Below are 21,481 nucleotides of genomic sequence, written 5' to 3' on the forward strand. Positions count from 1 at the left end.
GTGTCACCTGAGGGTGGGTCGGATCGGCGTCTATACCGGCGTCAGCAATGAACCGCCCACGGGGGAGCAGGAAATGCGTGCCATCAAGACCGGACTCGTCGCCACCGCCACCGTCGCCGCCCTGTTGATCTCCGGCTGCACCGGCGGCGGGAAGGAGGGGACGGCCGGCACCGTGGCGCCTCCGGTCGTCGCGCCGAGCAGTACACCGGCTGCGGTCCCGAGCAGTCCGCCGGCCGAGAGTACGAGGGCGGCCACCATCGACGGCACCCTTCTCTACGCGAATCTCGACAAGGTCTACGGGGTGCGGGACGGCAAACCGAGTGTCCTGCACCGGTCGCCCGGGCGGATGCTGACCCTGCCGAGCGTCTCGCCGGACGGCAGGCACCTCGCCTACGTCGAGGACGAACTCACCGTCTCCGGCGTCGACGGCAAGAACCGGCGGACCTACAAGTTCGACATCGACATCAGTGACGGTTCGACCAATCTCGGCCCCGCGTGGACCGCGGACAGCGCCGGCCTCCTCGTGCGGCGCATCGACGCCCAGACGAAAAACCGGATCACCAAGGTCACGGAGGGCATCTTCCGGATCGCCGACGGCTCGTTCCAGGCGCTGCCCAAGTCCCTGCAGGGTTTCGAGAACTACCTGATGTCCGGCGATGGCAAGCGGATCTTCTTCATCGACAAGGGTGTGATCTGCTCCACCGCGGTGGACGGGTCCGACCTGCGCAAGGTGCCGGTCATCGGCGCCGAGAGCAGCGCGCAGAACCCGAGCCGGCTGCAGGCGAACGTCCTCGGCACGGTGAATGCCGACGGCAGCCGGATCACCGCCATCCTGTTCCGGATGACCGACGGGAACGACGAGGCGGGGGGAACCCCGGACCGGTTGATCGACACGGCGACCGGCAAGGTCGTGCCGACCGTGGTGAAGGACGGTCCGGGCTCCCTGCTGATCCTGCGCGACGGCTCGGTGCTGGCCGGCACCGGTGACGTGGCGGGTACGCAGACGCTCACGCTGTTCTCCGCGGCCGGCCGGGTGCTCACCAGCAGGTCCTTCTCGATGAAGCTCGACTTCGACGCCCGCCTCAGCGGCTACGCCGAGTGATCCACAGTGGGGGACAGCGTGATGGCCATCGCGACCTTTAAGATCACCGATCTCAGCACCACGAGATCGGATGTACGGGGATGGATCAAGCCGACGCGGACTTCGCCGAGTTCGTCCGGTCCCGCACGCACTCACTGCTGCGCGCCGCGTTCCTGCTCACCGGTGACCAGCACCTCGCCGAGGACCTGGTCCAGGAGGCCCTGGCCCGTACCCACCGGTCGTGGAACCGCCTGGATCGGGCCGGGAACGCCGAGGCGTACGCTCGAAAGATCATGTACCACACCCAGGTCTCCTTCTGGCGGCGCGGCCGGGTCGCCGAGGTCATGCCCGGGGAACTACCGGACCGCGCCGGCGGCGACGGCTCCGACGAGTCCGACGCGACCACTCGGCGGCTGGTGCTGCGCAACGCCTTGCTCCAGCTCAGCGCCAAGCAGCGGGCGGTGATCGTGCTGCGGTTCTTCGAGGACCACTCCGAGAGCGAGGCCGCCGAGCTGCTCGGGGTGTCGGTCAACACGGTCAAGACCCAATGCGCCCGGGGGCTGGCGAAGCTGCGCACCCTGCTGCCGGACATGCGGGCATTGGAGGCGCAGGCGTGAACGAGGACCTGCGGCAGTCGCTCTCCGGCATCGCCGACGACGTGCACTTCGTCGACCTGCACGCCCGGGCGCTGGGGCGGTCCCGGCAGATCCGCCGCAACCGGATCACCGCGGTCACCGCGTCCGCGCTGGCGGTGCTGGGCCTGGCCGGCTTCGGGGTGGCGAACCTCGACGCGTTCCGGACCCGACCGGGCCCGCCGGCCGTGGTCGCGGCGAGCGTCAGCCCGTCGCCCGGCGCGACGGTCCGCAAGCCGGCGCCGAGCGGCCCGGCCACGGTCACCATGGCGGTGCCCGCGTCGAAGTCGCTGACCGCGCTGACCGGCGAGCTGTTCTACCGGTCCAAGTCCGGCACGGTGGTCCGGTTCACCGGCGACGGCACCCGGACCACGGTGCTGGACAGGGCGAACCAGGCGGTCGCGATCTCCCCGGACGGCCGGCAGGTCGCGTACGTGTCGGCCGGCAAGCTCCGGCTGGCCGGTGCCGCCCAGCCGCTGCTCAGCGGCACGGTCGACATCGCCAAACAGCTGCCGTCCTGGTCGCCGGACGGCACCCGGCTGCTGGTCGCGGCGCCGTCGCCGGCCGTGCTCACCGTCGCCACCGGCAAGCTCGGCCCGATCCCGGGTGGTCTGAAGGGACAGAATTTCCACTGGTCCGGGGACGGCAGCAAGCTGTTCTACACGGCCGGCCAGCGGATCCGGGTGGGCGCCGCCACCGTCCCGGTCTTCGGGGACCCCGATGTCGGCCGCAACCCCGAGCAGCTCTCCGGTGACCTGGTGCTGAGCGTGGACCGGACCGGCGCGCGGTTCGCCCTGCGGCTGAGCAACTCGTTCGACGTGGATCAGCGCCCCGACACGGTGGCCGACGCGAGCACCGGCGCCCTCGACCCGATCCCGGTGCCCGGCACGGTCGAGTCGGCGCTCTTCGACACCGACGGCAACCTGATGGTCCGGGCCACCGACGGGGACCGCAGGGTGCTCTCGCTGTTCTCGGCCACCGGGACGCTGCTGGTCCAGGCCACCGAACCGGCCTCGCTGCGCGACCTGGACCTGATCGCCTACACCCGCTGAGCCAGATCGGCGGTCAGCCGCCGGCGCACGTGCCGGATCAGGGCGGCCAGGTCGGCGCAGTACACCGACGGATTGCGGAAACCGCCGGGCGCGCGGTAACGGTGCGCGTAGTGCCCGGCACCGCACACCCGGTGCAGGTCACAGGCCCGGCAGGCGTCGGACAGGGCGTCGGCGCCGATCTGCCGGGCCACCACGCCGGGATGGTCGAGGACCGCGTCCAGCGGGTCGGCGGCGATGGTCCGGCCGGTCGCGCACGCCCCCGGATACGCCGATTTGAGGGAGTCGGTCAGCTCGATCGCCCCGTCGCTCTCGATCACCACCACCGCCACCGGGCTCAGCCCGATCTGCTCGGACCGGCCGGAACCACCCAGCAGCAGCGCCATCACGTCCTCGAACAGCCGGATCGAGGTCTCCTGGCGGGGTGCGTCGTACCACCGGTCGAAGACCGCGATCAGCCAGCCGGCGCACGAGGCCGGCGGCGGCGTCTCCCAGTTCGCGTGCGGCAGCAGCAGGTCGATGGCGGGGGGTCGATACCGCAGCAGCGCCTCGTAGCCGGCGACCGGATCGGTGGCCGGATCGATCGTGCACAGCAGGCCGCCGAAGACGTCCCCGGTGAGCAGCCGCAACCCACGGTCGACGGCGGCCGAGCTGCCCAGCCCGTCGGGTCGCCGCCGGCGCAGGTCGTTGCTCTCCGCGGCGCCGTCCAGGCTCACCCCGACCCGGACCCGATGCCGGCGGAACATCGCGACCGCGGCCTCGTCGAGCAGCGTCCCGTTCGTCTGGATCAGCACCTCCAGACGCCGCCCGGCCGGGAACACCGCCCGGAAATCCCCGATCAGCTCATCCAGCAGCGCGGTCCCGGCCAGCATCGGTTCGCCGCCGTGCAGCACCAGCCGCATCTCCGGCAGGTCGTGCGTGTCGGCGTGCTCGGCCATCCGCCGCGCGGCGAGTCGCCACGTCGCCCGGTCCATCACCCGCGGCCGATCCTGCCAGGACTGGTCGGCCATCGTGTAGACGTAGCAGTAGTCGCAGGCCAGATTGCACCGCTGATGCACCTTCAGCACCACGTCGCGGAACGGCACCGCCCGATGCCCGGCGCGCCGCAGCGCGGCGACGTCCAGCGACAACTCCGGCCACCGCGCCTGCTCGGCGCTCATCCCGACCCCCTCGTCACCCGCCCGTTGCATGCTAGAAGACCCCCGGACCGCGGCCCGGCGCCGGGTTTCCGCTGCCCGCTGCCGCCATTGCGGTCGTACGACATGAGCCCCCGCCCCGCACGGTGATCCCGGGACCACCGTGCGGACCGGCCGGGAAGCAGGTCAGACGGCGCGACGGGCGGCGCTGCTCATCGCGGCGTGCCGGGCGGCTTCCGGGGTCGACCCGACGCCGGCACCCCAGCGTTCCACCTCGGCGATCCGGCAACGAACGTACGAAATGATCGCCTCCCGGAAGTTTCCGGTGACCTCCTCGATCACCTCGACGCCGTCCAGGTCGACCGGGAATCCGGGGTGGACCAGGTATTCGTCGCGGAACAGCGACCACAGTTCGGCCGGGGTCAGCTCGCCGCCGCCGGCCCGTCCCTCGCTCGCGGCCTGGGCCAGCGCGCCGACCTCGACCCGCAGGCCGGGCGGCAGGTCCAGGCCGTGCCCGGTGCGCAGCAGGTAGGCCACCCCACCCTTGCCGGACTGGCTGTTCACCCGGATCACCGCCTCGTAGGAGCGGCCCACGTCGGCCGGGTCGACCGGCAGGTACGGCACCTCCCACGGCGCCTCGGACTCGGGCACGCCCAGCGCGGCGGCGCGTTTGGCGTGGAAGATCATGCCTTTGTCGATGGCGTCCTGGTGGGTGCCGGAGAACGCGGTGTAGACCAGGTCGCCGGCGTACGGGTGGCGATCCGGCACGGGCATCCGGTTGTAGTGCTCGACGGTCCGGCGCACCGCATCGATGTCCGAGAAGTCCAGCTTCGGGTCGATGCCCTGGGTGTACAGGTTCATCGCCAGCGTGACCAGGTCGACGTTGCCGGTGCGTTCACCGTTGCCGAACAGGCAGCCCTCGACCCGTTGCGCGCCGGCCAGCACGGCCAGTTCGGCGCAGGCCACCCCGGTGCCGCGGTCGTTGTGCGGGTGCACCGACAGGATCACGTCGTTGCGCCGGTCCAGGTGCCGGCTCATCCATTCGATCTGGTCGGCGTACACGTTCGGGGTGGCGCATTCGACCGTGGCCGGCAGGTTGTGGATCACCGGCCGGTCCGGGGCGGCGTCCCACCGCCCGGTGACCGCGTTGCAGACGTCCAGCACGAACTCCGGTTCGGTCAGGTTGAAGACCTCAGGACTGAACTCGAAGCGGGTGTACGTGTGAGCCAGTCGATCAGTTTCGGACAGCACCACCCCGGCCGCGTGCAGGATCCTTGTCCTGAGCCCGGCCCGGGACGCCCGCAGCACCACGTCGCGCCAGGTCGGTGCGGTCGCCGTGTACATGTGCACGACCGCCCTGGCCAGGCCGTCGATCGATGCCACGGTCCGCCTGATCAGGTCGTCCCGGGCGGCGGTGAAGACGACCACGGTGACGTCGTCCGGGACCAGGTCGTCACGCTCGGCCAGTAACCGGACGAAGTCGAAGTCCAACCCGCTCGCCGACGGGTAGCCGACCTCGATCTCCTTGAAACCCATCGCGACCATCATGGTGAAGGCGCGCAGTTTGCGGTCGGCGTCCATCGGTTCGGCCAGCGCCTGGTTGCCGTCGCGCAGGTCGACCGGGACCCACAGGGGGCGGCGGTCGGCCGCCGGGTGGGCCAGGTGCGGTCGGTGATCGGCACGTCGACCCGCTCGTGGGCGGGGCGGTAACGGTGGAACGGCATCGGGCTGGGCTGCTGCGGATTCCAGGTGATCATGACGGGGCTCCAGAACGGGTTTGCCGGGAAACGGACATCGACCGGCAAAGCACGAACAGCCCCCACGGCGGGGAGCCGGTCGTCGGATCAGGCCCCGCCGTGGCGGCTGAGAAGCAGCGCCACGAAATGCGTCACGATCGGGACCATACCCGACGCGCAGAGGCCACGACCGGACTGCTTGGATAGTGGGAATGTCCAGGACAATGCGGGTCTCCACGCGGAACGCGACCTTCCAGCAGTGGCAGGCGCTGCTCACCAACCGCACCAAACGGCACCGGGCCGGCGAGTTCGTGGTGCAGGGCGTCCGCCCGATCACGCTCGCCGTCGACCACGGCTGGCCGGTGCACGCGGTCCTGCTCGACGACGCCCGTCGCCTGTCCCGGTGGAGCCGGGACGTCCTGGACCGCACCGACGCGGCCCGGTTCGCCGTCTCCGGCGAGCTGATGCACGAGCTGGGCGGCAAGGACGAGGAGTCGCCCGAGCTGCTCGCCGTGGTCGGCATGCCGGCCGACGACCTCACCCGGATCGGGGCCGGGCCGGACATGCTCGCCCTGGTCTTCGACCGGCCCACCACGCCGGCCAACATCGGCGCCCTGGTCCGTTCGGCCGACGCGTTCGGCGCCACCGGGCTGATCATCGCCGGTCACGCCGCCGACCCGTACGACCCGAAGGCGGTCCGGGCCAGCACCGGCTCGCTGTTCGCCCTGCCGGTGGTGCAGGTCGCCAGTCACCGTGAGGTGGTCGACCACGTGATCGGCCTGCGCCGTGGCGGTCTCCCGGTGGAGATCCTCGGCAGCGACGAGGGCGGGGACGTGGACCTGGACGAGCACGACCTGACCGGGCCCAAGGTGATCGCGATCGGCAACGAGACCCGCGGGCTCAGCGGCGCCTGGCGGGAGGCCTGCGACCACATCCTGCGCATCCCGATGACCGGCGCGGCCAGCTCGCTGAACGCCGCGGCGGCCGGCTCCGTGGTCCTCTACGAAGCCGCCCGCCAGCGCCGTCACTAGACCTGCGCGCCCAGCACATCGAGGAATCTCTCGATGTGGAAGGTGGCCTTGATCCTGGCGGTCGTCTCCGGGCCGAGCAGGCCGGCGTCCGCATCGTAGGTGACCCCGCCGTGCGGCCCGAGCGGCAGCACGATCCCGTCCGGCGCCGGCTCGTACGCGGTCAGCGGCCCGCCGCCGATCAGCGCCCGGATGTTGGCGGCCACCACCTCACCGTGCCGGGCCGCGGCCCGGGCCATCTTCAGCTCGTCGGTCCCGGCCAGGTCCCCGACCGCGAAGACCCGGTCGTGTCCGGCCACCCGCAGGTGCTCGGTGACCGCGAGCCGCCCGTCGGCCCGCCGCGCCCCGGCCAGCGACCCGTCGGCGTACTCCGACCGGACCCCGGTCCCGTGGCAGGGGAACCACAGGTCGGCCGCGATGATCTCCCCGGCCGCCGTGGTGACGGTGAACGGGCGGACCGTGCCCGGCTCCACTGCCGGTGGCGCGGTCAGGGCCGTCCCGAGCAGCAGCCGGACGCCGAGCGCGTCCAGCTGCCGGCGCAGCTCGGCCCGGAACGCGTCCGGGAACCGGCCGCCGACCAGGTCCGGCGCCCGGTCCAGCACGGTGATCCGGGTCGTCGGCCAGGCGGCCGCGATCTCGCCGGCGAACTCCAGCCCGATCGGCCCGGCCCCGACCAGCAGCACGTGCGACGCCCGGGACAGGGCGTCCCGGACCGCCCCCAGCCGTTCCCGCGCGACGGCGGTGTCCGGGCTGTCCATCCGGGACGGGAACGGGCTGCTCGACCCGGTGGCCAGCACCAGGTAGTCGGCGTGCAGCCGCTCCCCGGAGGCCAGCTCCACCGTCTCCGGCGTGACCCGGATGGCGCGGGACCGGATCACCCTGCCACGGGGGAGCAGTCCGTCGTACCGGATGAAGATCCGGTCGGTCCAGTCCGGGTCGACCGCGGCGCGCAGCGCGGCCACGTGGTGCACGAACGTCTCGGTGGGCTCGACCAGCGTCACGTCGGCCACGTCGTCCAGCGCGGCCGCCGCGACGATGCCGGCGTAACCGCCACCCACCACGATCACTTCAGGTTTCATGGCCTGAGCCTGTGCCGTCCGGCGGCCGGCAGGGAGGCCGCGCTCAGGGTGGTAGTGGCAGGGACACCCTCGGCGGCCGGGACCGGGTTACCGTCGGGCGGTGAGCGACAACGAGCTGGGCGCCTTCCTGCGCGCCCGGCGGGCCGAGGTCACCCCGGCCGAGGTGGGCCTGCCGCCCGGTTCCCGGCGCCGGACGCCCGGGCTGCGCCGGGCCGAGGTGGCGATGCTCGCCGGGGTCAGCGTGGAATATCTGATCCGCCTGGAACAGGGGCGGGACCGCCGGCCGTCGCCGCAGGTGCTGGCCGCGCTCGCCGGGCCGCTGCGGCTGACCGCCGCCGAGCGCGCCCGCCTCTACCGGCTGACCAAGTCGGCGAGCGGATTCACCTGCGGGGCGGGGGAGCGGGCGCCGTCCCGGACCGTCCGGCCCGGCCTGCGCGCGGTGCTCGACCAGCTGGAGCCCGCCGCCGCGGCGCTGCTCAACCAGGTGGGTGACGTGCTGGCGCACACCGCCGGGTTCGCCCGGCTGGCCGCCCCGATCGGGCTGCTCGACGGCGCCGAACCCAATCTGACCCGGTACGTCTTCACCGACCCCCGGGCACGCACCGCGTACCCGGACTGGGCTCAGGTGGCCGACGAGCGGGTGGCCGCGCTCAAGAACGGGCCGCCCCGGCCGGACTTCACCGACGAGATGCTGCTGCTGGCCGGCGCGGAGTTCGCCGAGCGGGCCGAGCGGGTGCCCGGGGTGCCGCGCCCGCACGGGGTGCTGCGCCTGGAGCATCCGGCGGCCGGCCCGCTGCGGCTCGCCTACGAGATCCTGGAGTTGCCCGGCGACGAGGGTCTGCGGCTGCTGATCCAGCTCCCGGCCGACGAGGCCACCGCTGAGGCGCTGCGGGCGCTGGCCCCGCTGCGACTGGTGGCCGGCTGATCAGCAGACCGGCAGGCCGGGTGCCGGCTGATCAGCAGAGCGGCGGGCTGCGTGCCGGCTGATCAGCAGAGCGGCGGGTCGGGGCTTGCCGATCAGGCGACCGGCAGCGGCGTCAGCCGGATGTCGCCGACGCTGATCTCGGCCATCGCGTCCAGCGCCGCGCTGCCCGCCACGAAGTAGCCGTCGTGGCCGCACACGTTCCCGGCCGGCAGCGGCAGCGCCCCGAAGCCGGGGTCGATCGGCAGTCGCCCGTGCCCCAGTCCGAAGATCCGGATGCCGGGCAGCTTGCGGGTCCAGTCGTCGGGCGCGCTGCCCGCCCAGATCCGGGCGGTCCCGCCCAGCTGGTCGCGGCCGCTGACGCCCATTCCCGGGCTGCCGATCACCACGACGTCGCCGACCTGGGCCGGCAGGTGGGCCACGGCCCACCCGGCGACGATCGACCCGTAGCTGTGCCCGACCACCGTGATCCGCTGACCGGGGTGCCGCGCCACCAGCCCGCCGACGAACCGTTCGAGGGCGAGGGCCCCGCTGGCCGCCCGGTCCTCGCGCAGCGCCGCCCGGCGGATGCCCTCCGGCGGGTCGTAGCCCAGCCAAGCGATCACCGCGACCCGTTCCCCGGTACCGATCCGCTGGTACAGCTGGTGCGCCTGCCAAGAGGGGGAGCGCCGGCGCACGCCGCCGAGCCCGGTGTCGAAGTCGGCGAGCGTGTTGTCGACCCCGGGGATCAGGATCACCACCCGGTCGACGGTGTCCAGGTCGCCGAAGACCTCGGCGATCCGCCCGTCGCCGCGCCGGTCCAGGGCGAGGATCTGCCGCCCGGCGTATCCGGGCGTCCGGTTCGCCGCGTAGCGCAGGCCCGGCGGCGCGCCGTCCAGGTTGCCGACCACTGTGGGGTACTCGCGGGCCAGGTCGTCCGCCGCGGCGGCCGGGAGACCGGCGAAGAAGGCGGCGATCCGGTCCGGCGCGGTGCTCGCCGGGTCCGGGAGATGCCGGGCGTCCGCCCGCCAGTCGGCGATCCGGTCAGGCTGCTCGGCGGTCGCCGACGTCGGCCCGAAGAGCCCGAGTGCCGGCACCAGGAGCAGCGCCACTGCCACGATCCACCAGCGAGTCATCGTTTCCCCCTCAGGGCCGTCCTCCGATGTGCGACGAAGGTAGGAGGACGACTTGGCGGAGAACGTCAATCCGTGGCGGGAGGTCACGCGTAGTACCGGGGGGCTACCCGGTCACTGCCCGGTATGCACGGCAGCGAGGAGCATCTATGATTCGCCGATGAAACACGGCGATGAAACAAGAGTCACGGTACGTGATCTGGCGGCCCGCACCGGTCTGTCCATCGCCACCGTCTCCCGGGTCCTCAACGACCGGGCGAACGTCGCTCCGGACACCCGCGACCGGGTGCTGCGCGCGATGGGCACGCTGGGCGAGCGCGCCCCGCGTCGGCGGGGCGTCCGGGCCCGGGCCGCCGGCGTCTTCGTCCGCTGTCCGTACGTGCTGACCGACTACTTCGGGCTGATCGTCTCCGCGGTCGCCGAGGCGTGCGAGCCGCACGGCCTGCATGTGATCCTGAACGCCGGCACCTCCGCCCAGCAGACCCGGGTGCTGCCCACCCTGCCGGAGCGCCGGGACGTGGCCGGCGCCGTGCTGATCCTGCCGCCGGAGCCGGGCGCCGAGCTGGTCCGGCTGCGCGACCGCGGTTTCCCGTTCGTACTGGTCGATCCGCGGATCTCGCCCCCGCGGGACGTGGCCGCGGTGTCCGCCGCGCACTTCGCCGGGGCCCGGGCGCTGACCGCCCACCTGATCGGCCTGGGGCATCGCCGGATCGGCATCATCGGTGGGCCGCGTGACTGGCTGGCCAGCGACAACCGCTTCCACGGCTATCTCGCGCCGCTGGCCGACGCCGGCGTGCTGGCCGATCCGGCGCTGACCCGGTTCGTCGCCGAGCCGAACACCGGGCTGGGCTACCGGGCCGCGGTGGAGCTGCTGGACCTGCCGGAGCGGCCGACCGCGCTGCTGGCGTTCAACGACAAGATGGCGATCGGGGCGCTGCGGGCGGCCGCCGAGCGGGGCCTCAAGGTGCCGCACGACCTGTCGGTGGCCGGCTTCGACGACATCGACCTCGGCTCGGCCTGCGACCCGATGCTGACCACCGTGCGCCAGCCGCTCGGCGAGATGGGCCGGATGGCGGTCCACCTGCTGCTGCGCATGCTGGGCGGGCACCGGCTGGACGCGTTGCACCTGGAGCTGGGCACCGAGCTGGTGGTGCGTGGCTCGACCGGGCCGGTCCCGGCCTGACGTGTTTCACGGTTCCGGAACGCGAACACCGCATCCGGAACCGTCAACTCATTGACTGGCTTATTTGGCAAAGGTTTCCTTCCTGTTACGCCATCCCCTTCCCCCGAGGGAGTCAGTCATGCGGAAGACCCTGTTCGCCGCGGCGATACTGGGCGGCAGCCTGCTCTACGCCCCCGCCGCGCAGGCCGCCGGCGAGACCGTCAGCGTCTATCTCACCACCACGTCGGACAGTGCCGGGCGCACGGTCACCCGCGGGCTGCAGCAGCAGACGAACATCGCGTTCGGCCCGGCCGGTGGCAGCGCCGGCACCACGATCAACGTCGACGAGGGCACCACCTACCAGACCTTCGAGGGCGGTGGCGCGTCGATCACCGACACCACCGCCTACCTGCTGCGGGGCGGGGCGGTCAGCGCGGCCACCCGGGACGCCGTGATGACGAAACTGTTCAGTCCCACGGGCGGGATCGGGCTGTCCTTCGTACGCAACCCGATCGGTGCTTCTGATCTTTCGAGGCCGGGCAACGTGTCGCTGGACGACACGTGTTGCGACCTCGCTGATTTCGGCGCCAACGGCTACGACACGAACGTGCGGCTGCTCACCCAGCAGGCGAAGCAGCTCAACCCGAGCCTGCGGGTGATGGCGGTGCCGTGGAGCGCACCGGGCTGGATGAAGGACAACGGCCGGATGGACCAGATGGGCTGGCTCAAGGCCGGGTACTACCCGATGTACGCGCAGTATCTGGTCAAGTACCTGCAGAGCTACCAGGCGGCGGGCGTGCCGGTCGACTACCTGTCGGTGCAGAACGAGCCGAACTGCTGCCAGGCATCCAACCCGACCGCGATGACCTACCCGGGGATGAGCTGGAACCCGTCCGGGCTGGTTGAGTTCACCAAGAACAACGTGTACCCGGCGCTGCACGCGGCCGGGCTGAACACCAGGGTGCTGGTGCACGACTGGAACTACGGCGACTACGCGAGTTTCGGCTCGGGGATCCTGGGCGACGCGGGGATCCGCACCGACCCGGCATTCGGCGGGATCGCCTGGCACGGCTACTCGGGCAGCGCCTCCACCGGCAGCGACGTGCACGCCACGTACCCGGCCGTGAAGCAGTTCGAGACCGAGCACTCCGGCGGCACCTGGATCGGTGACCAGCACAACGAGGACCTGAACAACATCATCGACTACACCCGGAACTGGGGCGCTTCGGTGGTGAAGTGGAGCCTCGGCGTGGATCAGAACATGGGCCCGCACAACGGCGGCTGCGGCACCTGCACCGGCTTCATCACCGTGCAGAACGGCGGCTCCCGGGCCGGTCAGGTCGACTACACCGTCGAGTACTACACGATGGGTCACCTCACCAGGTTCGTGAAGCCGGGGGCGGTCCGGATCGACAGCAACGACGGCTCCGCGGTCCGCAACGTGGCCTGGCGCAACCCGGACGGCTCCAAGGCGCTGATCGCGCACAACGGCGGCACGTCCAGCCAGTCGGTGCGGGTCAACTGGGGCGGGCAGTCGTTCATCTACACCCTCCCGGCCCGGACGACGGCGACCTTCACCTGGTCGGGCACCGCCGCACCGGATCCGTCCGGGACGATCACCGGGCTGGCCGGCAAGTGCGTGGACGTGGCCGGGGCGGCGACCGCCAACGGCACGGCCGTGCAGCTCTACACCTGCAACTCCTCGGCCGCGCAGCGGTGGACCCGGGCGTCGGACGGGACGCTGCGGGCACTCGGCAAGTGCCTGGACATCGTGGGGCCGAGCACGGCGGACGGCACGCTCGCGCATCTCTGGGACTGCCACACCGGTGCGTCGCAGAAGTGGACCTACGACGGTGCCGGTCAGCACCTCATCAACTCGTATTCCGGCAAATGTCTCGATGTGAAGGACAACAGCTCCGCGGACGCGACCCGGCTGCAGGTGTGGACCTGCACCTCCGGCGCCAACCAGAAGTGGGTGCTCAACTGATGTTGCTCAAGATGGCGATGGCGGTGGTGGTCGCTGCCACGCCCGCTGTGCCCTGCCCGCGGCCGGCGGTCACCGGCACCTATTCGGTCGGTGCGGCCCATTGGCAGCCCGCTCACGTCGCGCAAACGGGACAATCTGCCGCTACGGTGGTGATCGACCCGAGCCGGACCGAACAGCGATACGAGGGCGTCGGCTTCTCGATCGACGAGACCGCCGTCGCCAACCTGTGGAAGCTCACTCCCGACCGGCGGGAACAGGCGATCAAGCTGCTGGTCGACCCGCGCACCGGCGCCGGCCTGGACCGCTTCCGCCTCACCATCGGCAGCCCCGACCTGATCGAGCACCTGCCGTTCTGGTCCTACGACGACCTGCCCGCCGGGGTCACCGAGGACCCGGAGCTGAAGTACTTCTCCGTCCAGCGCGACCTGGATCTGCACATCGTCGACACGATCAAGCTGATCCAGAAGTACAACCCGCGGGCCACCTTCTTCGCCTCCGCGTGGAGCGCCCCGGCCTGGATGAAGACCAACAACAGGTTCCTCGGCGAGGTCGCCCTCAAGCCGGGCAGCACCACCGACTACTACCAGGCCGGCAAGCTGCGCGACGACCGGATCGACGTGTTCGCCCGGTACTACGTCAGGTATCTGCAGGAGTACGCCCGGCTGGGCATCAGGGTCGACGCGATCACGCTGCTCAACGAGCCGGGCATGGACGTCGTCTACCCCGCCATGGACATCAGCGTCGAGCAGCAGCAGAGACTCGCCGTCGCGATCAAGCGCGAGTTCCGCCGGGCCGGGCTGCGCACCAGCCTCTACGTCCACGACTTCAACTTCTGGGACTGGCGCGACCCGAACAGCACGGCCACCAAGAACTACTACCGGATCCTGAACGACCCGCAGGCCGCGCGGGCTGCCGACGCGATCGCGTTCCACCCGTACTGGGGTGACCCGCAGGTGATGCGCGACGCGTACCGGCAGACCGGCAAACCGGTGCAGATGACCGAGACCAGCGACCTGTCCCCGTCGACCGTGCTGTCCTACTTCCGGCTCGACGCCAGCAGTTACATCCTCTGGGCGCAGACCACCGACCAGGACGGCGGCACCCTGCACTGGACCGGCGAGCGCAACAACAACGTCGACTGGGACGAGGTCGCCCGGACCAGTAGGTGGCCCGATCGGCTGGTCAAGGTCAACACCATCACCAAGGATTATTCGGTACGCGATGAGCTCTACCAACTGGGCCAGTTCGCCAGGTACCTGACGCCCGCGCATGTGCGCGTCGAGTCCAGCACCACGGGCCACGGGATCAGCAACGTCGTCTACCGGGACGGGCGGGACTACGTCGCGGTGCTGGGCAACGCCAACGCCACGGACACCGCCGTGCGGGTGGTGGCCGGCGACGACTCCTTCGTCACCACGGTGCCCGCCGGGGCGTACGCCACCTATCGATGGACCGGCAGCCGGACGGACTCGCGGCACAACCGCGCCCCGCTGCTGCCCGGCGTGCCCCCGGTGACCGCCGACCAGTACGCCACCACCCGGATCGCCCTGCATGCGACCGATCCTGATCATGACAGGCTGCACTACTACGCGGTCGATCTGCCGGCCGGTGCGAGCGTCGATCCGGACACCGGGGTCCTGACGCTGGACCCGGCAGTGCCCGGCGAGCAGCAGGTCACCGTCGCGGTCACCGACGGCAAGGCGTACGCCGAGACCACCGTGCACGTCACCGTCGTCCCGCACGGCGCCCCGGTCGGCGCGATCGTCGAGGCCGAGGCGTACACCGCACAGCACGGCTGGACCGAGGGCGGCGCCGACTTCGTCGAGAGCAACGGCGCGGCCAGCGGCGGCAAGGACGTCGGCTGGACCGCGCCCGGGAACTGGCTCGCCTACCGCTTCGACGTGCCGGCCGGCCCGCACCGGCTGGAGCTGCGGGTCGCCAACGGCACCGGGGCGGTGGCCACCGGCGCGATCTCGATCCGGGACGCGTCCGGCGCCGTGCTGGCCGGCGTCTCGGTGCCGGACACCGGCGGCTGGGCGGCATACCAAACGGTGGACGTGCCGGTCTCGCTGGCTGATGGTGATCAGACGCTTACGGTTTACTGTGAAAGCGGTGGGTTCAACCTGGACTACCTACGGCTGGCCGTGTAGGGGCAGCCAGTCGCCGGGCTGCCGGAGGCGCGCCACAAGCTCGCCTCCGGCCGCCTCAGAAACCGGGCCGGGTCGTCGGGCCCTGCCTGCGGTCAGACCGCGATGGCGGGTAGCGGTGGCGGGCTGATCGCCGCGCGGCCGGTGAAGCCGCGCCACGCGGCGGCCATCGCCCGGACGCCGGCGGTCAGCGCCGCCGGCTCGGCGACGAACGGAATCCGCAGGTGATCCGTGCTCGCACCGGACGGATCGAGCGATCCGCCGGGCAGGACCGCGACGCCTTCCCGGAGGGCCGCCTGCGCATACGAGGCCGCGTCCCCGTGGGGCAGCCGCACCCAGATCGTCTGCCCGCCCCGGGCCGGCTCGAACTGCCACTCCGGCAGGTGTCTCCGCAGCTCAGCGCAGAGGTGATCGTGCCGGGCGGCGAGTGTCCGGATCCGCTGTCCGGCCAGGTCGTCCAGATTCTCCAGGAGTTCCACGGCCGCCAGCTGGTCCAGCACGCCGCTGCCCAGGTCGATGACCGCCTTGAGCCGGGCGAGGCGTCCGATCAGGGCCGGCTGTGCCCGCACCCAGCCGATCCGCAGGCCGCCCCACACGACTTTGCTGAGCGACCCCACCGTGATCAACTCATCGGCGTCCGGCGCGGCCGCGGCGTCCGGCGCAGCCCTGGCGTCCGGCGCGGTCCGCGCTCGCCGGTCCGGGAACGTCAGGTCTGCCGTCACGTCGTCGACGATCAGCGGGACGCCGTGCGCCAGGGCCGCCGCGACGATCGCGCGGCGATTACTTTCGGGCAGGGTGTGGCCGGTCGGGTTGTGGTTGGCGGGGATCAGATAGGCCAGGGCGGGCTTGCGGGCCAGTGCCGCGGCGTACCCCTCGATCGTGTTTCTGATCGGCACCAGCGCCGCCGCCGACTCTCGGAAGATCTCCAGCGCCCCCGGATAGGTCGGCGCCTGCACCAGCACCTCCGCCCCCGGTGCCACCAGCGCCCTGGCCAGCAGTGCCAACCCCTGCTGACCGCCGGTGGTGATCAGGATCCGGCCCGGTGAGGTGGGCACCCCGCGCGCCGTGTACCGCTCGGCCAGCGCCGCCCGAAGCCGCGGATGCCCGGCCGGGTGATAGCCGAGATCCGGCCCACCGAGTGCCTCCAGCGCCCCGCGGTAGGCCGCGATGACCTCCGGCGGCGCCGCCAACGGCCCGGCGCAGGCGAACTGCGCCACATGGTCCGGCGGATCGAGCAGGTGCAGGAAGACCGGGTTGACGGTGGGTTCGGTGGTGTTCGGCGGCTCGGCTCCGGCGCCGGCGACCCAGGTGCCGCTGCCCTGCCGGCGGACCAGCCGGCCCTCCTGGCGGAGCAGATCGTATGCGGCCACGACCGTCGTCCGGCCGGCCGACAGCGCGGTCGCGAGGGCCCGGTCGGTCGGCAGCGCGGCGCCGGGCGGCAGGTCGCCGTCGTCGATGAGGGCCCGCAGCCGCCCGGCGAGCAGCAGGTAGAGCGGCCCGCGCCCGGCGGACCATCGGCCGAGGCGCGCCGCAAGCTCGGCCGGCACGATTGGACTCATTGGCGAACCAATATAGCGGCATTGGCCCTCGACCGCGCCACCCCGCGGTCCGCAGCATCGAGATATGCATCCGGAAACCCGCTTGATCCACCTCAAGGCACCGGTTCCGCAGGGCAGCACCCCGCTGGCCGTGCCGATCTACCAGACCTCCTCGTTCGCCTTCGACGACCCGGAGCTGATCGCCGACGGGCTGCACCATCCCGATCGCGCCTACGCGTACTCCCGCTTCGCGAACCCGACCGTCCGCGCCCTGGAGAACGCGATCACCGACCTGGAGGGCGGCGCCGCCGCGATCGCCACCAGCTCCGGGATGGGTGCGATCACCCTGCTGCTGCACGGCCTGCTGAGTGCGGGCGACCACGTGATCGTCCAGCGCGACGTCTACGGCGGCACGCACGCGCAGCTCGGTGATCTGGCCGCGCGCTTCGGCATCGAGGTGACCCGGATCGGCGGCCACGACCCGGCGGAACTGCGGGCCGCGCTGACGCCGCGGACCCGGGTGCTCTACCTGGAGACGATCGCGAACCCCACCGGCCACGTCAGCGACCTGCCCACGCTGGCCCCGATCGCCCGGGACGCCGGGGTGCTGACCGTGGTCGACAACACGTTCGCCTCGCCGATCTTCTGCCGTCCGATCGAGCACGGCGCCGACGTCGTGGTCCACTCGGTCACCAAGTTCCTGGGCGGTCACTCGGACGTCACCGGTGGCCTGGCCGTCTTCGCCGACCGGGCGCTGTACGAGCGGGTCTGGGAGCAGTCGGTCGAGTTCGGCGCCACCGCCGACCCGTTCGCCGCCTGGCTGACCCTGCGTGGCCTGCACACCCTCGGTCTGCGGATGGACCGGCACGCCGCCAACACCGCCCGGGTCGCCACCTGGCTCGCCGCCCACCCCGCCGTCGAGGCGGTCCGCTGGACCGGCGACCCGTCGCACCCCAGTCACGCCGTCGCCAGCCGGTTCGTGCAGGGCTTCACCGGTGCCTTCTGCTTCGACCTGGACGGTGGCCACGACGCCGGCGTCCGGCTGATGAGCCGCCTGACGGTGATCCGGGCGGCCGCCTCGCTGGGCAGCACCCAATCGCTGATCCTGCACCCGGCCAGCACCACGCACCGCCAATTGACCCCGGATCAATTGCGGGAATCACACCTAAGCCCCGGAACCGTCCGAATCGCCATCGGTATCGAACATCCGGACGACCTGGTGGCCGACCTGGAACAGGCGCTCGGATGATCTCGTGACGACAGGAAAATAGCTGTTAACCAATGAGGCCTTTTGCGGATGATCCAGTGTGGATATCGTGATCATCGTTTGTGGACTACGGGGGGTAATCAAGGTGCGACGCCTGGAGGGCCCCCGCCCCCTCGTTGGAAGGATCACCCTTGACTGAGACCCCGTTGTGGCTGCAGGGCCGCGCTGCTGTCATCGAGGCCGCCGACCCGTCGGAGTTCCGGCACGGCACCCCTGACTACCACCTGTCGGCTGTCGTGATGCCCGGGCAGCGCACCACGGAGCACGCCCCCGGTTCCCTCGAGGCCATCGTCGAGACGATCGTCCAGGTCTTCGAGATGGAGGTCTCGCACAAGAAGGACCCGAAGACGTGGGTCTCGATGGTGTCCGAGCACTTCCGCACCAACGTCAACGGCGGCGGCTGGGCCTCGTCCCAGGACATCGCGGACCAGGGCAGCTACAACATCCTGATCGGCGACAGCGTCTTCTACAAGCCGGAGTCCTTCGACGGCCAGCACGACGTCTTCCACGGCGCCTTCCCGAACGGCTTCTACTGGGAGGTCCTCGAGGTCCTCAGCCCCCCGCCGGTGGTCACCTTCAAATGGCGCCACTGGGGTTCTTTCGACGGCGAGTACAACGGCCACCAGCCGAACGGCAAGACCATCGAGATGTTCGGCATGAGCGTCGCCAAGGTCAACGACGACCTGAAACTCCTCGAGGTCGAGCACTACTACGACCCGAACGCCTTCCTCGGCAAGCTGACGGGCGGCTGCCCGGTCGTCCACTGACCCGATAGCCGAATCCGGCGCCGGAATCCCTCCGGCGCCGGATTCTTTCGACCGACACCACAACAAAGATGAAGAGCGACACTCAACACCAAAAACCGCGACCCCGCGCCTCGCTGCTATGGCAAGTGGTGGGTGAGCGGAGGGGATTTGTCGGGTTAGTCCTTCGCCGGGGCGAGTCCGGTCGAGGACAGGACTTCGGTCTCTTCGTCCTCGACGTTCTTGGCGGAGAACAGCACCGTCCTGTCATCCGAGTCCGGCTCGCTCTTTGCGGCGGACGAGCTCGGCGCAGTCGTGCCACCCGGCGTGGTTGCCGAGTTTGGGGTGGCGGCCGGCAGGGGCTTCACCATTGCGGCGGCTGGGGTGGTGGACGGGTTTGCGGCCGCGGCCGGTGTGGCGGCAGCGGCGGGCTTGGCGGCGGCGGCCGGTGTGGCGGCGGGCTTGGCAGCGGCAGTCAGGGTGACGGTTTTCTCGTCAGAGAGGTCACTGACGGGCGGTCGAGCGTCCGATTTTTCGGCCCCGGCGGTAATAGCCGAATTAGTGGTAATACCGGATTTATTAGATTTAGGCGCGGTGGTGGCCGCGGCAAAGGTCACGGTCGCGTCGTCCGAGGCCGCGCGAACGCTGCCGACTGAAGGAGTCGTCGGGTCGCCGGCGGTCGCGGGGACCGCAGGCTCGCCGGCGGGGGTGGGGAGCTGCGGGGTGGCTGACGGCGTACCCAGCAATCGGGTTTTGTCGTCCTGAGGGGCGACGGTCCGCGGCGAAGGAACGATCTTGGGGATGGCGGTCTGCGGTGCCGCGGTCTGCGGTGCGGCAGGCCGTGCGGAAACGGCCGCCGGGGGCGGGATGATCTGGGTGGCGGCGGCCGGCGGGGCCGGGTGGCGGGACGGCGCCGGCCCGCTGGTGCGCAGCACGGTCGTCTCGATGGCCGCGACGTTGTCGCCGGCGACCCTGGCCGAGCCGCGGAACCGGCCGATCTCGCCGATGATCGGCAGCACCGGCGGCTCGTAGCGGGCCCATCGCCGGGCGCTCAGCGCGGTGCACAGCAGTGGCACGGCGAGCAGGGCGGCGAGGCCGTAGGCCGGGCGGCTCAGGTCGAAGCCGTCCTTGACGACGGCGGCCGGCCAGATTCCGGCGTAGGACTTCGGGGCAGTCCAGGCCCACCAGGTGGTGCCCATGTAGGCGGCGCCGGCGAGGGTGGGGCCGGCCGGGGAGATCGGGGACAGGATCATGATGCCGTAGAGGACTCCGGCGAAGATCAGCAGCAACAGGCCGCTCAGCGACTCGGCGGTGAAGAAATCCCGGCCACGGCTGGTCAGGTCGTGGGTGAAGCCGACGCCGGCGAGGATCCAGGCGGCGGGGGCGAGCACGAGTGCGTAAACGATCGACCGGAGGTGGCGCATGGTCCGGCACGGTACCTCGCACCGGCAACGCCTGACCAAATCCGGACGGTCGGGAGGTGTCGCGGTAGGGCATGCGTCACCGGTGTGCCGCGCCCGGGAATCCGCCGCTCGGCGCGCCGTAAGGTGCCTGCTGTGGAAGATCAGCTACCGGGGCGCCCCGTGGAACTCAGCCGGGTGACGCTCAGCAGGATCATGACCGCGGTGGACGTCAATCTCTACGGCACCGTGCACGGCGGCGTGCTGATGAAGTTCGTCGACGACGTGGCCGGCGCGGCGGCGGCCCGGCACAGCGGCGGGACCGCGGTGACCGCCGCGATCGACGAGATCGTCTTCCTGGAGCCGGTCCGGGTCGGTGACCTGGTGCACGCGTACGCGCAGGTGAACTGGACCGGCAAGAGTTCGATGGAGGTCGGCGTGAAGGTGACCGCCGAGCGCTGGGACGTGGTCGGCGCCACCCCGCTGCCGGTCGCCACCGCCTATCTGGTGTTCGTGGCGGTCGATGTGGCCGGCAAGCCGCGGGCCGTGCCGCCGGTACTGTCCGAGGATCCGGACGACCGGCGCCGCTTCCGGGAGGCGGAAATCCGTCGCGATCACCGCCTCGCCCGCCGCACCGCGATCCAGAAGGCCCGCCTGACGGAGAGCCAGGACCCGGTCACACCGCCAGGACGAGACTGACCTTCTCCGCGGTGGCCCGGGCGTCCAGCCGGCTCTCGTCCAGGTTGGCGCAGAGCACCGCGGAGGCCCCGGCCACCAGCGGCGCGAGCAGCCAGTCCACCGGATCGGGGTGGATGGTGACGTCGATCAGCACCCGGTCGCCGGCGCCGAAGCCGAGCTGGGTGGCCCGGTCTTCGGCGGCGGCCAGCACGTCCGCGTGGCTGAGTTCGATCGGGCCGGCGAACGCCCGGTCGGCCGGCGCCACCGGCTGGCCGCGGAAGTGGTCGCCGTGGTTGCGCACCTCGGTGACGAAGTCGGCGTATCCGGCCGGGACCTCGCGCAGCGGCATGGCGAGCGGCAGCAGGCCGGTGGCGTACCGGTCCGCGGTGGACCAGGTGGCCGCCCGCTCGACCCGATCGGGGGTGGTGAACAGCGCCTCCACCGGCTGCGGGTCGCCGCCCAGGTCGGCCAGGTCGGCGGCGAGCCCGGCGGCCGACACGCCGAGCAGGATGGCCGCGGTCTGCCAGTGCGGCGGCAGCAGCAGTGCGACGCTGTCGCCGTGGCCCAGGCCGACCCCGTCGACCAGCAGGTTCGCCGTTTTGGACACCCAGTTGTCCAGGGTGGCGCCGGAGAGTTCGGCACGGTCGCCGGTGGCGTCGTCATACCAGGTGAGCAGGGGTGCGGCCGGGTCCCGCCGGACCGCCTCCGCGAACGCCTGCGGAATCGTGGTGTTCATCGTCCCCAACCCTAGGTCGTCACTCAGAGTGATCGCATCGGTGCGTCT

General features: G+C 71.5%; 18 protein-coding genes. 11 read left to right on the plus strand and 7 right to left on the minus strand.

Annotated elements, in window-relative coordinates; all coding sequences use genetic code 11:
* Nucleotides 1–73: 73 nt before the first annotated feature.
* The 3 genes from ACSP50_RS04625 (at nt 74) to ACSP50_RS04635 (ending at nt 2,765) form a co-directional block, all read left to right on the plus strand.
* On the plus strand, nt 74–1,102 hold the full coding sequence (locus ACSP50_RS04625; protein WP_014687995.1) for a hypothetical protein: 1,029 nt from the start codon (nt 74–76) through the stop codon (nt 1,100–1,102).
* An 80-nt stretch (nt 1,103–1,182) separates the two neighbouring features.
* The gene (locus ACSP50_RS04630) at nt 1,183–1,698 is read left to right on the plus strand and encodes a SigE family RNA polymerase sigma factor (RefSeq protein ID WP_014687996.1); all 516 of its coding nucleotides are present in this window, start codon (nt 1,183–1,185) and stop codon (nt 1,696–1,698) included.
* Nucleotides 1,695–2,765 carry a PD40 domain-containing protein gene (locus ACSP50_RS04635; protein WP_014687997.1) on the plus strand — a complete coding sequence of 357 codons (1,071 nt, stop codon included), beginning with the start codon at nt 1,695–1,697 and terminating at the stop codon, nt 2,763–2,765. The genes ACSP50_RS04630 and ACSP50_RS04635 overlap by 4 nt, the downstream gene beginning before the upstream one ends.
* Here ACSP50_RS04635 and ACSP50_RS04640 read toward each other — a convergent pair.
* On the minus strand, nt 2,753–3,952 hold the full coding sequence (locus ACSP50_RS04640; protein ID WP_231956864.1) for an FxsB family cyclophane-forming radical SAM/SPASM peptide maturase: 1,200 nt from the start codon (nt 3,950–3,952) through the stop codon (nt 2,753–2,755). The genes ACSP50_RS04635 and ACSP50_RS04640 overlap by 13 nt on opposite strands.
* A 132-nt stretch (nt 3,953–4,084) precedes the next feature.
* The gene (locus ACSP50_RS04645) at nt 4,085–5,920 is read right to left on the minus strand and encodes a 2-isopropylmalate synthase (protein WP_231956865.1); all 1,836 of its coding nucleotides are present in this window, start codon (nt 5,918–5,920) and stop codon (nt 4,085–4,087) included.
* Here ACSP50_RS04645 and ACSP50_RS04650 point away from each other — a divergent pair.
* Entirely contained in the window at nt 5,847–6,665 is an 819-nt protein-coding gene (locus tag ACSP50_RS04650) for a TrmH family RNA methyltransferase (RefSeq protein WP_014688000.1), read from the plus strand. The genes ACSP50_RS04645 and ACSP50_RS04650 overlap by 74 nt on opposite strands.
* Here the strand turns inward: ACSP50_RS04650 and ACSP50_RS04655 are convergent.
* The gene (locus ACSP50_RS04655) at nt 6,662–7,741 is read right to left on the minus strand and encodes an NAD(P)/FAD-dependent oxidoreductase (protein ID WP_014688001.1); all 1,080 of its coding nucleotides are present in this window, start codon (nt 7,739–7,741) and stop codon (nt 6,662–6,664) included. The two genes, ACSP50_RS04650 and ACSP50_RS04655, sit on opposite strands and share 4 nt — an antisense overlap.
* Before the next feature lie 100 nt (nt 7,742–7,841).
* Here ACSP50_RS04655 and ACSP50_RS04660 point away from each other — a divergent pair, with 100 nt between their 5' ends.
* Entirely contained in the window at nt 7,842–8,666 is an 825-nt protein-coding gene (locus ACSP50_RS04660) for a helix-turn-helix domain-containing protein (protein WP_014688002.1), read from the plus strand.
* 92 nt (nt 8,667–8,758) lie between these two features.
* Here ACSP50_RS04660 and ACSP50_RS04665 read toward each other — a convergent pair whose 3' ends face one another.
* Nucleotides 8,759–9,778, minus strand: coding sequence for an alpha/beta hydrolase (locus ACSP50_RS04665; RefSeq protein WP_014688003.1), 1,020 nt, complete (start codon nt 9,776–9,778; stop codon nt 8,759–8,761).
* A 157-nt stretch (nt 9,779–9,935) separates the two neighbouring features.
* On the opposite strand from ACSP50_RS04665, the gene ACSP50_RS04670 reads away from it, so the two are divergent.
* The 3 genes from ACSP50_RS04670 (at nt 9,936) to ACSP50_RS04680 (ending at nt 15,074) form a co-directional block, all read left to right on the plus strand.
* Nucleotides 9,936–10,958, plus strand: coding sequence for a LacI family DNA-binding transcriptional regulator (locus ACSP50_RS04670; protein ID WP_043510827.1), 1,023 nt, complete (start codon nt 9,936–9,938; stop codon nt 10,956–10,958).
* A 118-nt stretch (nt 10,959–11,076) separates the two neighbouring features.
* Nucleotides 11,077–12,924: a ricin-type beta-trefoil lectin domain protein gene (locus ACSP50_RS04675; protein ID WP_014688005.1), complete on the plus strand. Its 1,848-nt coding sequence runs from the start codon at nt 11,077–11,079 to the stop codon at nt 12,922–12,924.
* Nucleotides 12,924–15,074, plus strand: a complete 2,151-nt coding sequence (locus ACSP50_RS04680; protein WP_014688006.1) for a carbohydrate-binding protein — start codon at nt 12,924–12,926, stop codon at nt 15,072–15,074. Before ACSP50_RS04675 ends, ACSP50_RS04680 begins: the two co-directional genes overlap by 1 nt.
* 92 nt (nt 15,075–15,166) lie before the next feature.
* Here ACSP50_RS04680 and ACSP50_RS04685 read toward each other — a convergent pair whose 3' ends face one another.
* Nucleotides 15,167–16,630: a PLP-dependent aminotransferase family protein gene (locus ACSP50_RS04685; RefSeq protein WP_014688007.1), complete on the minus strand. Its 1,464-nt coding sequence runs from the start codon at nt 16,628–16,630 to the stop codon at nt 15,167–15,169.
* A 64-nt stretch (nt 16,631–16,694) separates the two neighbouring features.
* Between ACSP50_RS04685 and ACSP50_RS04690 the strand changes: the two genes are divergently transcribed.
* Together ACSP50_RS04690 and ACSP50_RS04695 are read left to right on the plus strand one after the other, a co-directional pair.
* Nucleotides 16,695–17,858: a PLP-dependent aspartate aminotransferase family protein gene (locus ACSP50_RS04690; protein WP_014688008.1), complete on the plus strand. Its 1,164-nt coding sequence runs from the start codon at nt 16,695–16,697 to the stop codon at nt 17,856–17,858.
* Nucleotides 17,859–18,007: 149 nt separating this feature from the next.
* Nucleotides 18,008–18,643 (plus strand): hypothetical protein, encoded by a 636-nt coding sequence (locus ACSP50_RS04695; protein WP_014688009.1) that lies wholly within the window; start codon nt 18,008–18,010, stop codon nt 18,641–18,643.
* 155 nt (nt 18,644–18,798) lie between these two features.
* On the opposite strand, the gene ACSP50_RS04700 is transcribed toward ACSP50_RS04695, so the two are convergent.
* Nucleotides 18,799–20,043 (minus strand): hypothetical protein, encoded by a 1,245-nt coding sequence (locus ACSP50_RS04700; RefSeq protein ID WP_014688010.1) that lies wholly within the window; start codon nt 20,041–20,043, stop codon nt 18,799–18,801.
* 192 nt (nt 20,044–20,235) lie between these two features.
* On the opposite strand from ACSP50_RS04700, the gene ACSP50_RS04705 reads away from it, so the two are divergent.
* Nucleotides 20,236–20,718, plus strand: coding sequence for an acyl-CoA thioesterase (locus ACSP50_RS04705; RefSeq protein ID WP_085945625.1), 483 nt, complete (start codon nt 20,236–20,238; stop codon nt 20,716–20,718).
* On the opposite strand, the gene ACSP50_RS04710 is transcribed toward ACSP50_RS04705, so the two are convergent.
* On the minus strand, nt 20,696–21,433 hold the full coding sequence (locus ACSP50_RS04710; RefSeq protein WP_014688012.1) for a TIGR03089 family protein: 738 nt from the start codon (nt 21,431–21,433) through the stop codon (nt 20,696–20,698). The two genes, ACSP50_RS04705 and ACSP50_RS04710, sit on opposite strands and share 23 nt — an antisense overlap.
* Nucleotides 21,434–21,481: the final 48 nt, after the last annotated feature.

It is taken from the genome of Actinoplanes sp. SE50/110 (assembly GCF_900119315.1).
Lineage (GTDB): Bacteria > Actinomycetota > Actinomycetes > Mycobacteriales > Micromonosporaceae > Actinoplanes.

What these genes read in the sequence shown, in the direction of transcription:
- ACSP50_RS04685 (WP_014688007.1), bottom strand. Translation starts at nt 16,630, where the DNA reads ATGAGTCCAATCGTGCCGGCCGAGCTTGCGGCGCGCCTCGGCCGATGG.
- ACSP50_RS04675 (WP_014688005.1), top strand. Translation starts at nt 11,077, where the DNA reads ATGCGGAAGACCCTGTTCGCCGCGGCGATACTGGGCGGCAGCCTGCTC.
- ACSP50_RS04625 (WP_014687995.1), top strand. Translation starts at nt 74, where the DNA reads ATGCGTGCCATCAAGACCGGACTCGTCGCCACCGCCACCGTCGCCGCC.
- ACSP50_RS04705 (WP_085945625.1), top strand. Translation starts at nt 20,236, where the DNA reads ATGACCGCGGTGGACGTCAATCTCTACGGCACCGTGCACGGCGGCGTG.
- ACSP50_RS04655 (WP_014688001.1), bottom strand. Translation starts at nt 7,741, where the DNA reads ATGAAACCTGAAGTGATCGTGGTGGGTGGCGGTTACGCCGGCATCGTC.
- ACSP50_RS04630 (WP_014687996.1), top strand. Translation starts at nt 1,183, where the DNA reads ATGGATCAAGCCGACGCGGACTTCGCCGAGTTCGTCCGGTCCCGCACG.
- ACSP50_RS04680 (WP_014688006.1), top strand. Translation starts at nt 12,924, where the DNA reads ATGTTGCTCAAGATGGCGATGGCGGTGGTGGTCGCTGCCACGCCCGCT.
- ACSP50_RS04665 (WP_014688003.1), bottom strand. Translation starts at nt 9,778, where the DNA reads ATGACTCGCTGGTGGATCGTGGCAGTGGCGCTGCTCCTGGTGCCGGCA.
- ACSP50_RS04650 (WP_014688000.1), top strand. Translation starts at nt 5,847, where the DNA reads ATGTCCAGGACAATGCGGGTCTCCACGCGGAACGCGACCTTCCAGCAG.
- ACSP50_RS04690 (WP_014688008.1), top strand. Translation starts at nt 16,695, where the DNA reads ATGCATCCGGAAACCCGCTTGATCCACCTCAAGGCACCGGTTCCGCAG.
- ACSP50_RS04640 (WP_231956864.1), bottom strand. Translation starts at nt 3,952, where the DNA reads ATGCAACGGGCGGGTGACGAGGGGGTCGGGATGAGCGCCGAGCAGGCG.
- ACSP50_RS04710 (WP_014688012.1), bottom strand. Translation starts at nt 21,433, where the DNA reads ATGAACACCACGATTCCGCAGGCGTTCGCGGAGGCGGTCCGGCGGGAC.
- ACSP50_RS04670 (WP_043510827.1), top strand. Translation starts at nt 9,936, where the DNA reads ATGAAACACGGCGATGAAACAAGAGTCACGGTACGTGATCTGGCGGCC.
- ACSP50_RS04700 (WP_014688010.1), bottom strand. Translation starts at nt 20,043, where the DNA reads ATGCGCCACCTCCGGTCGATCGTTTACGCACTCGTGCTCGCCCCCGCC.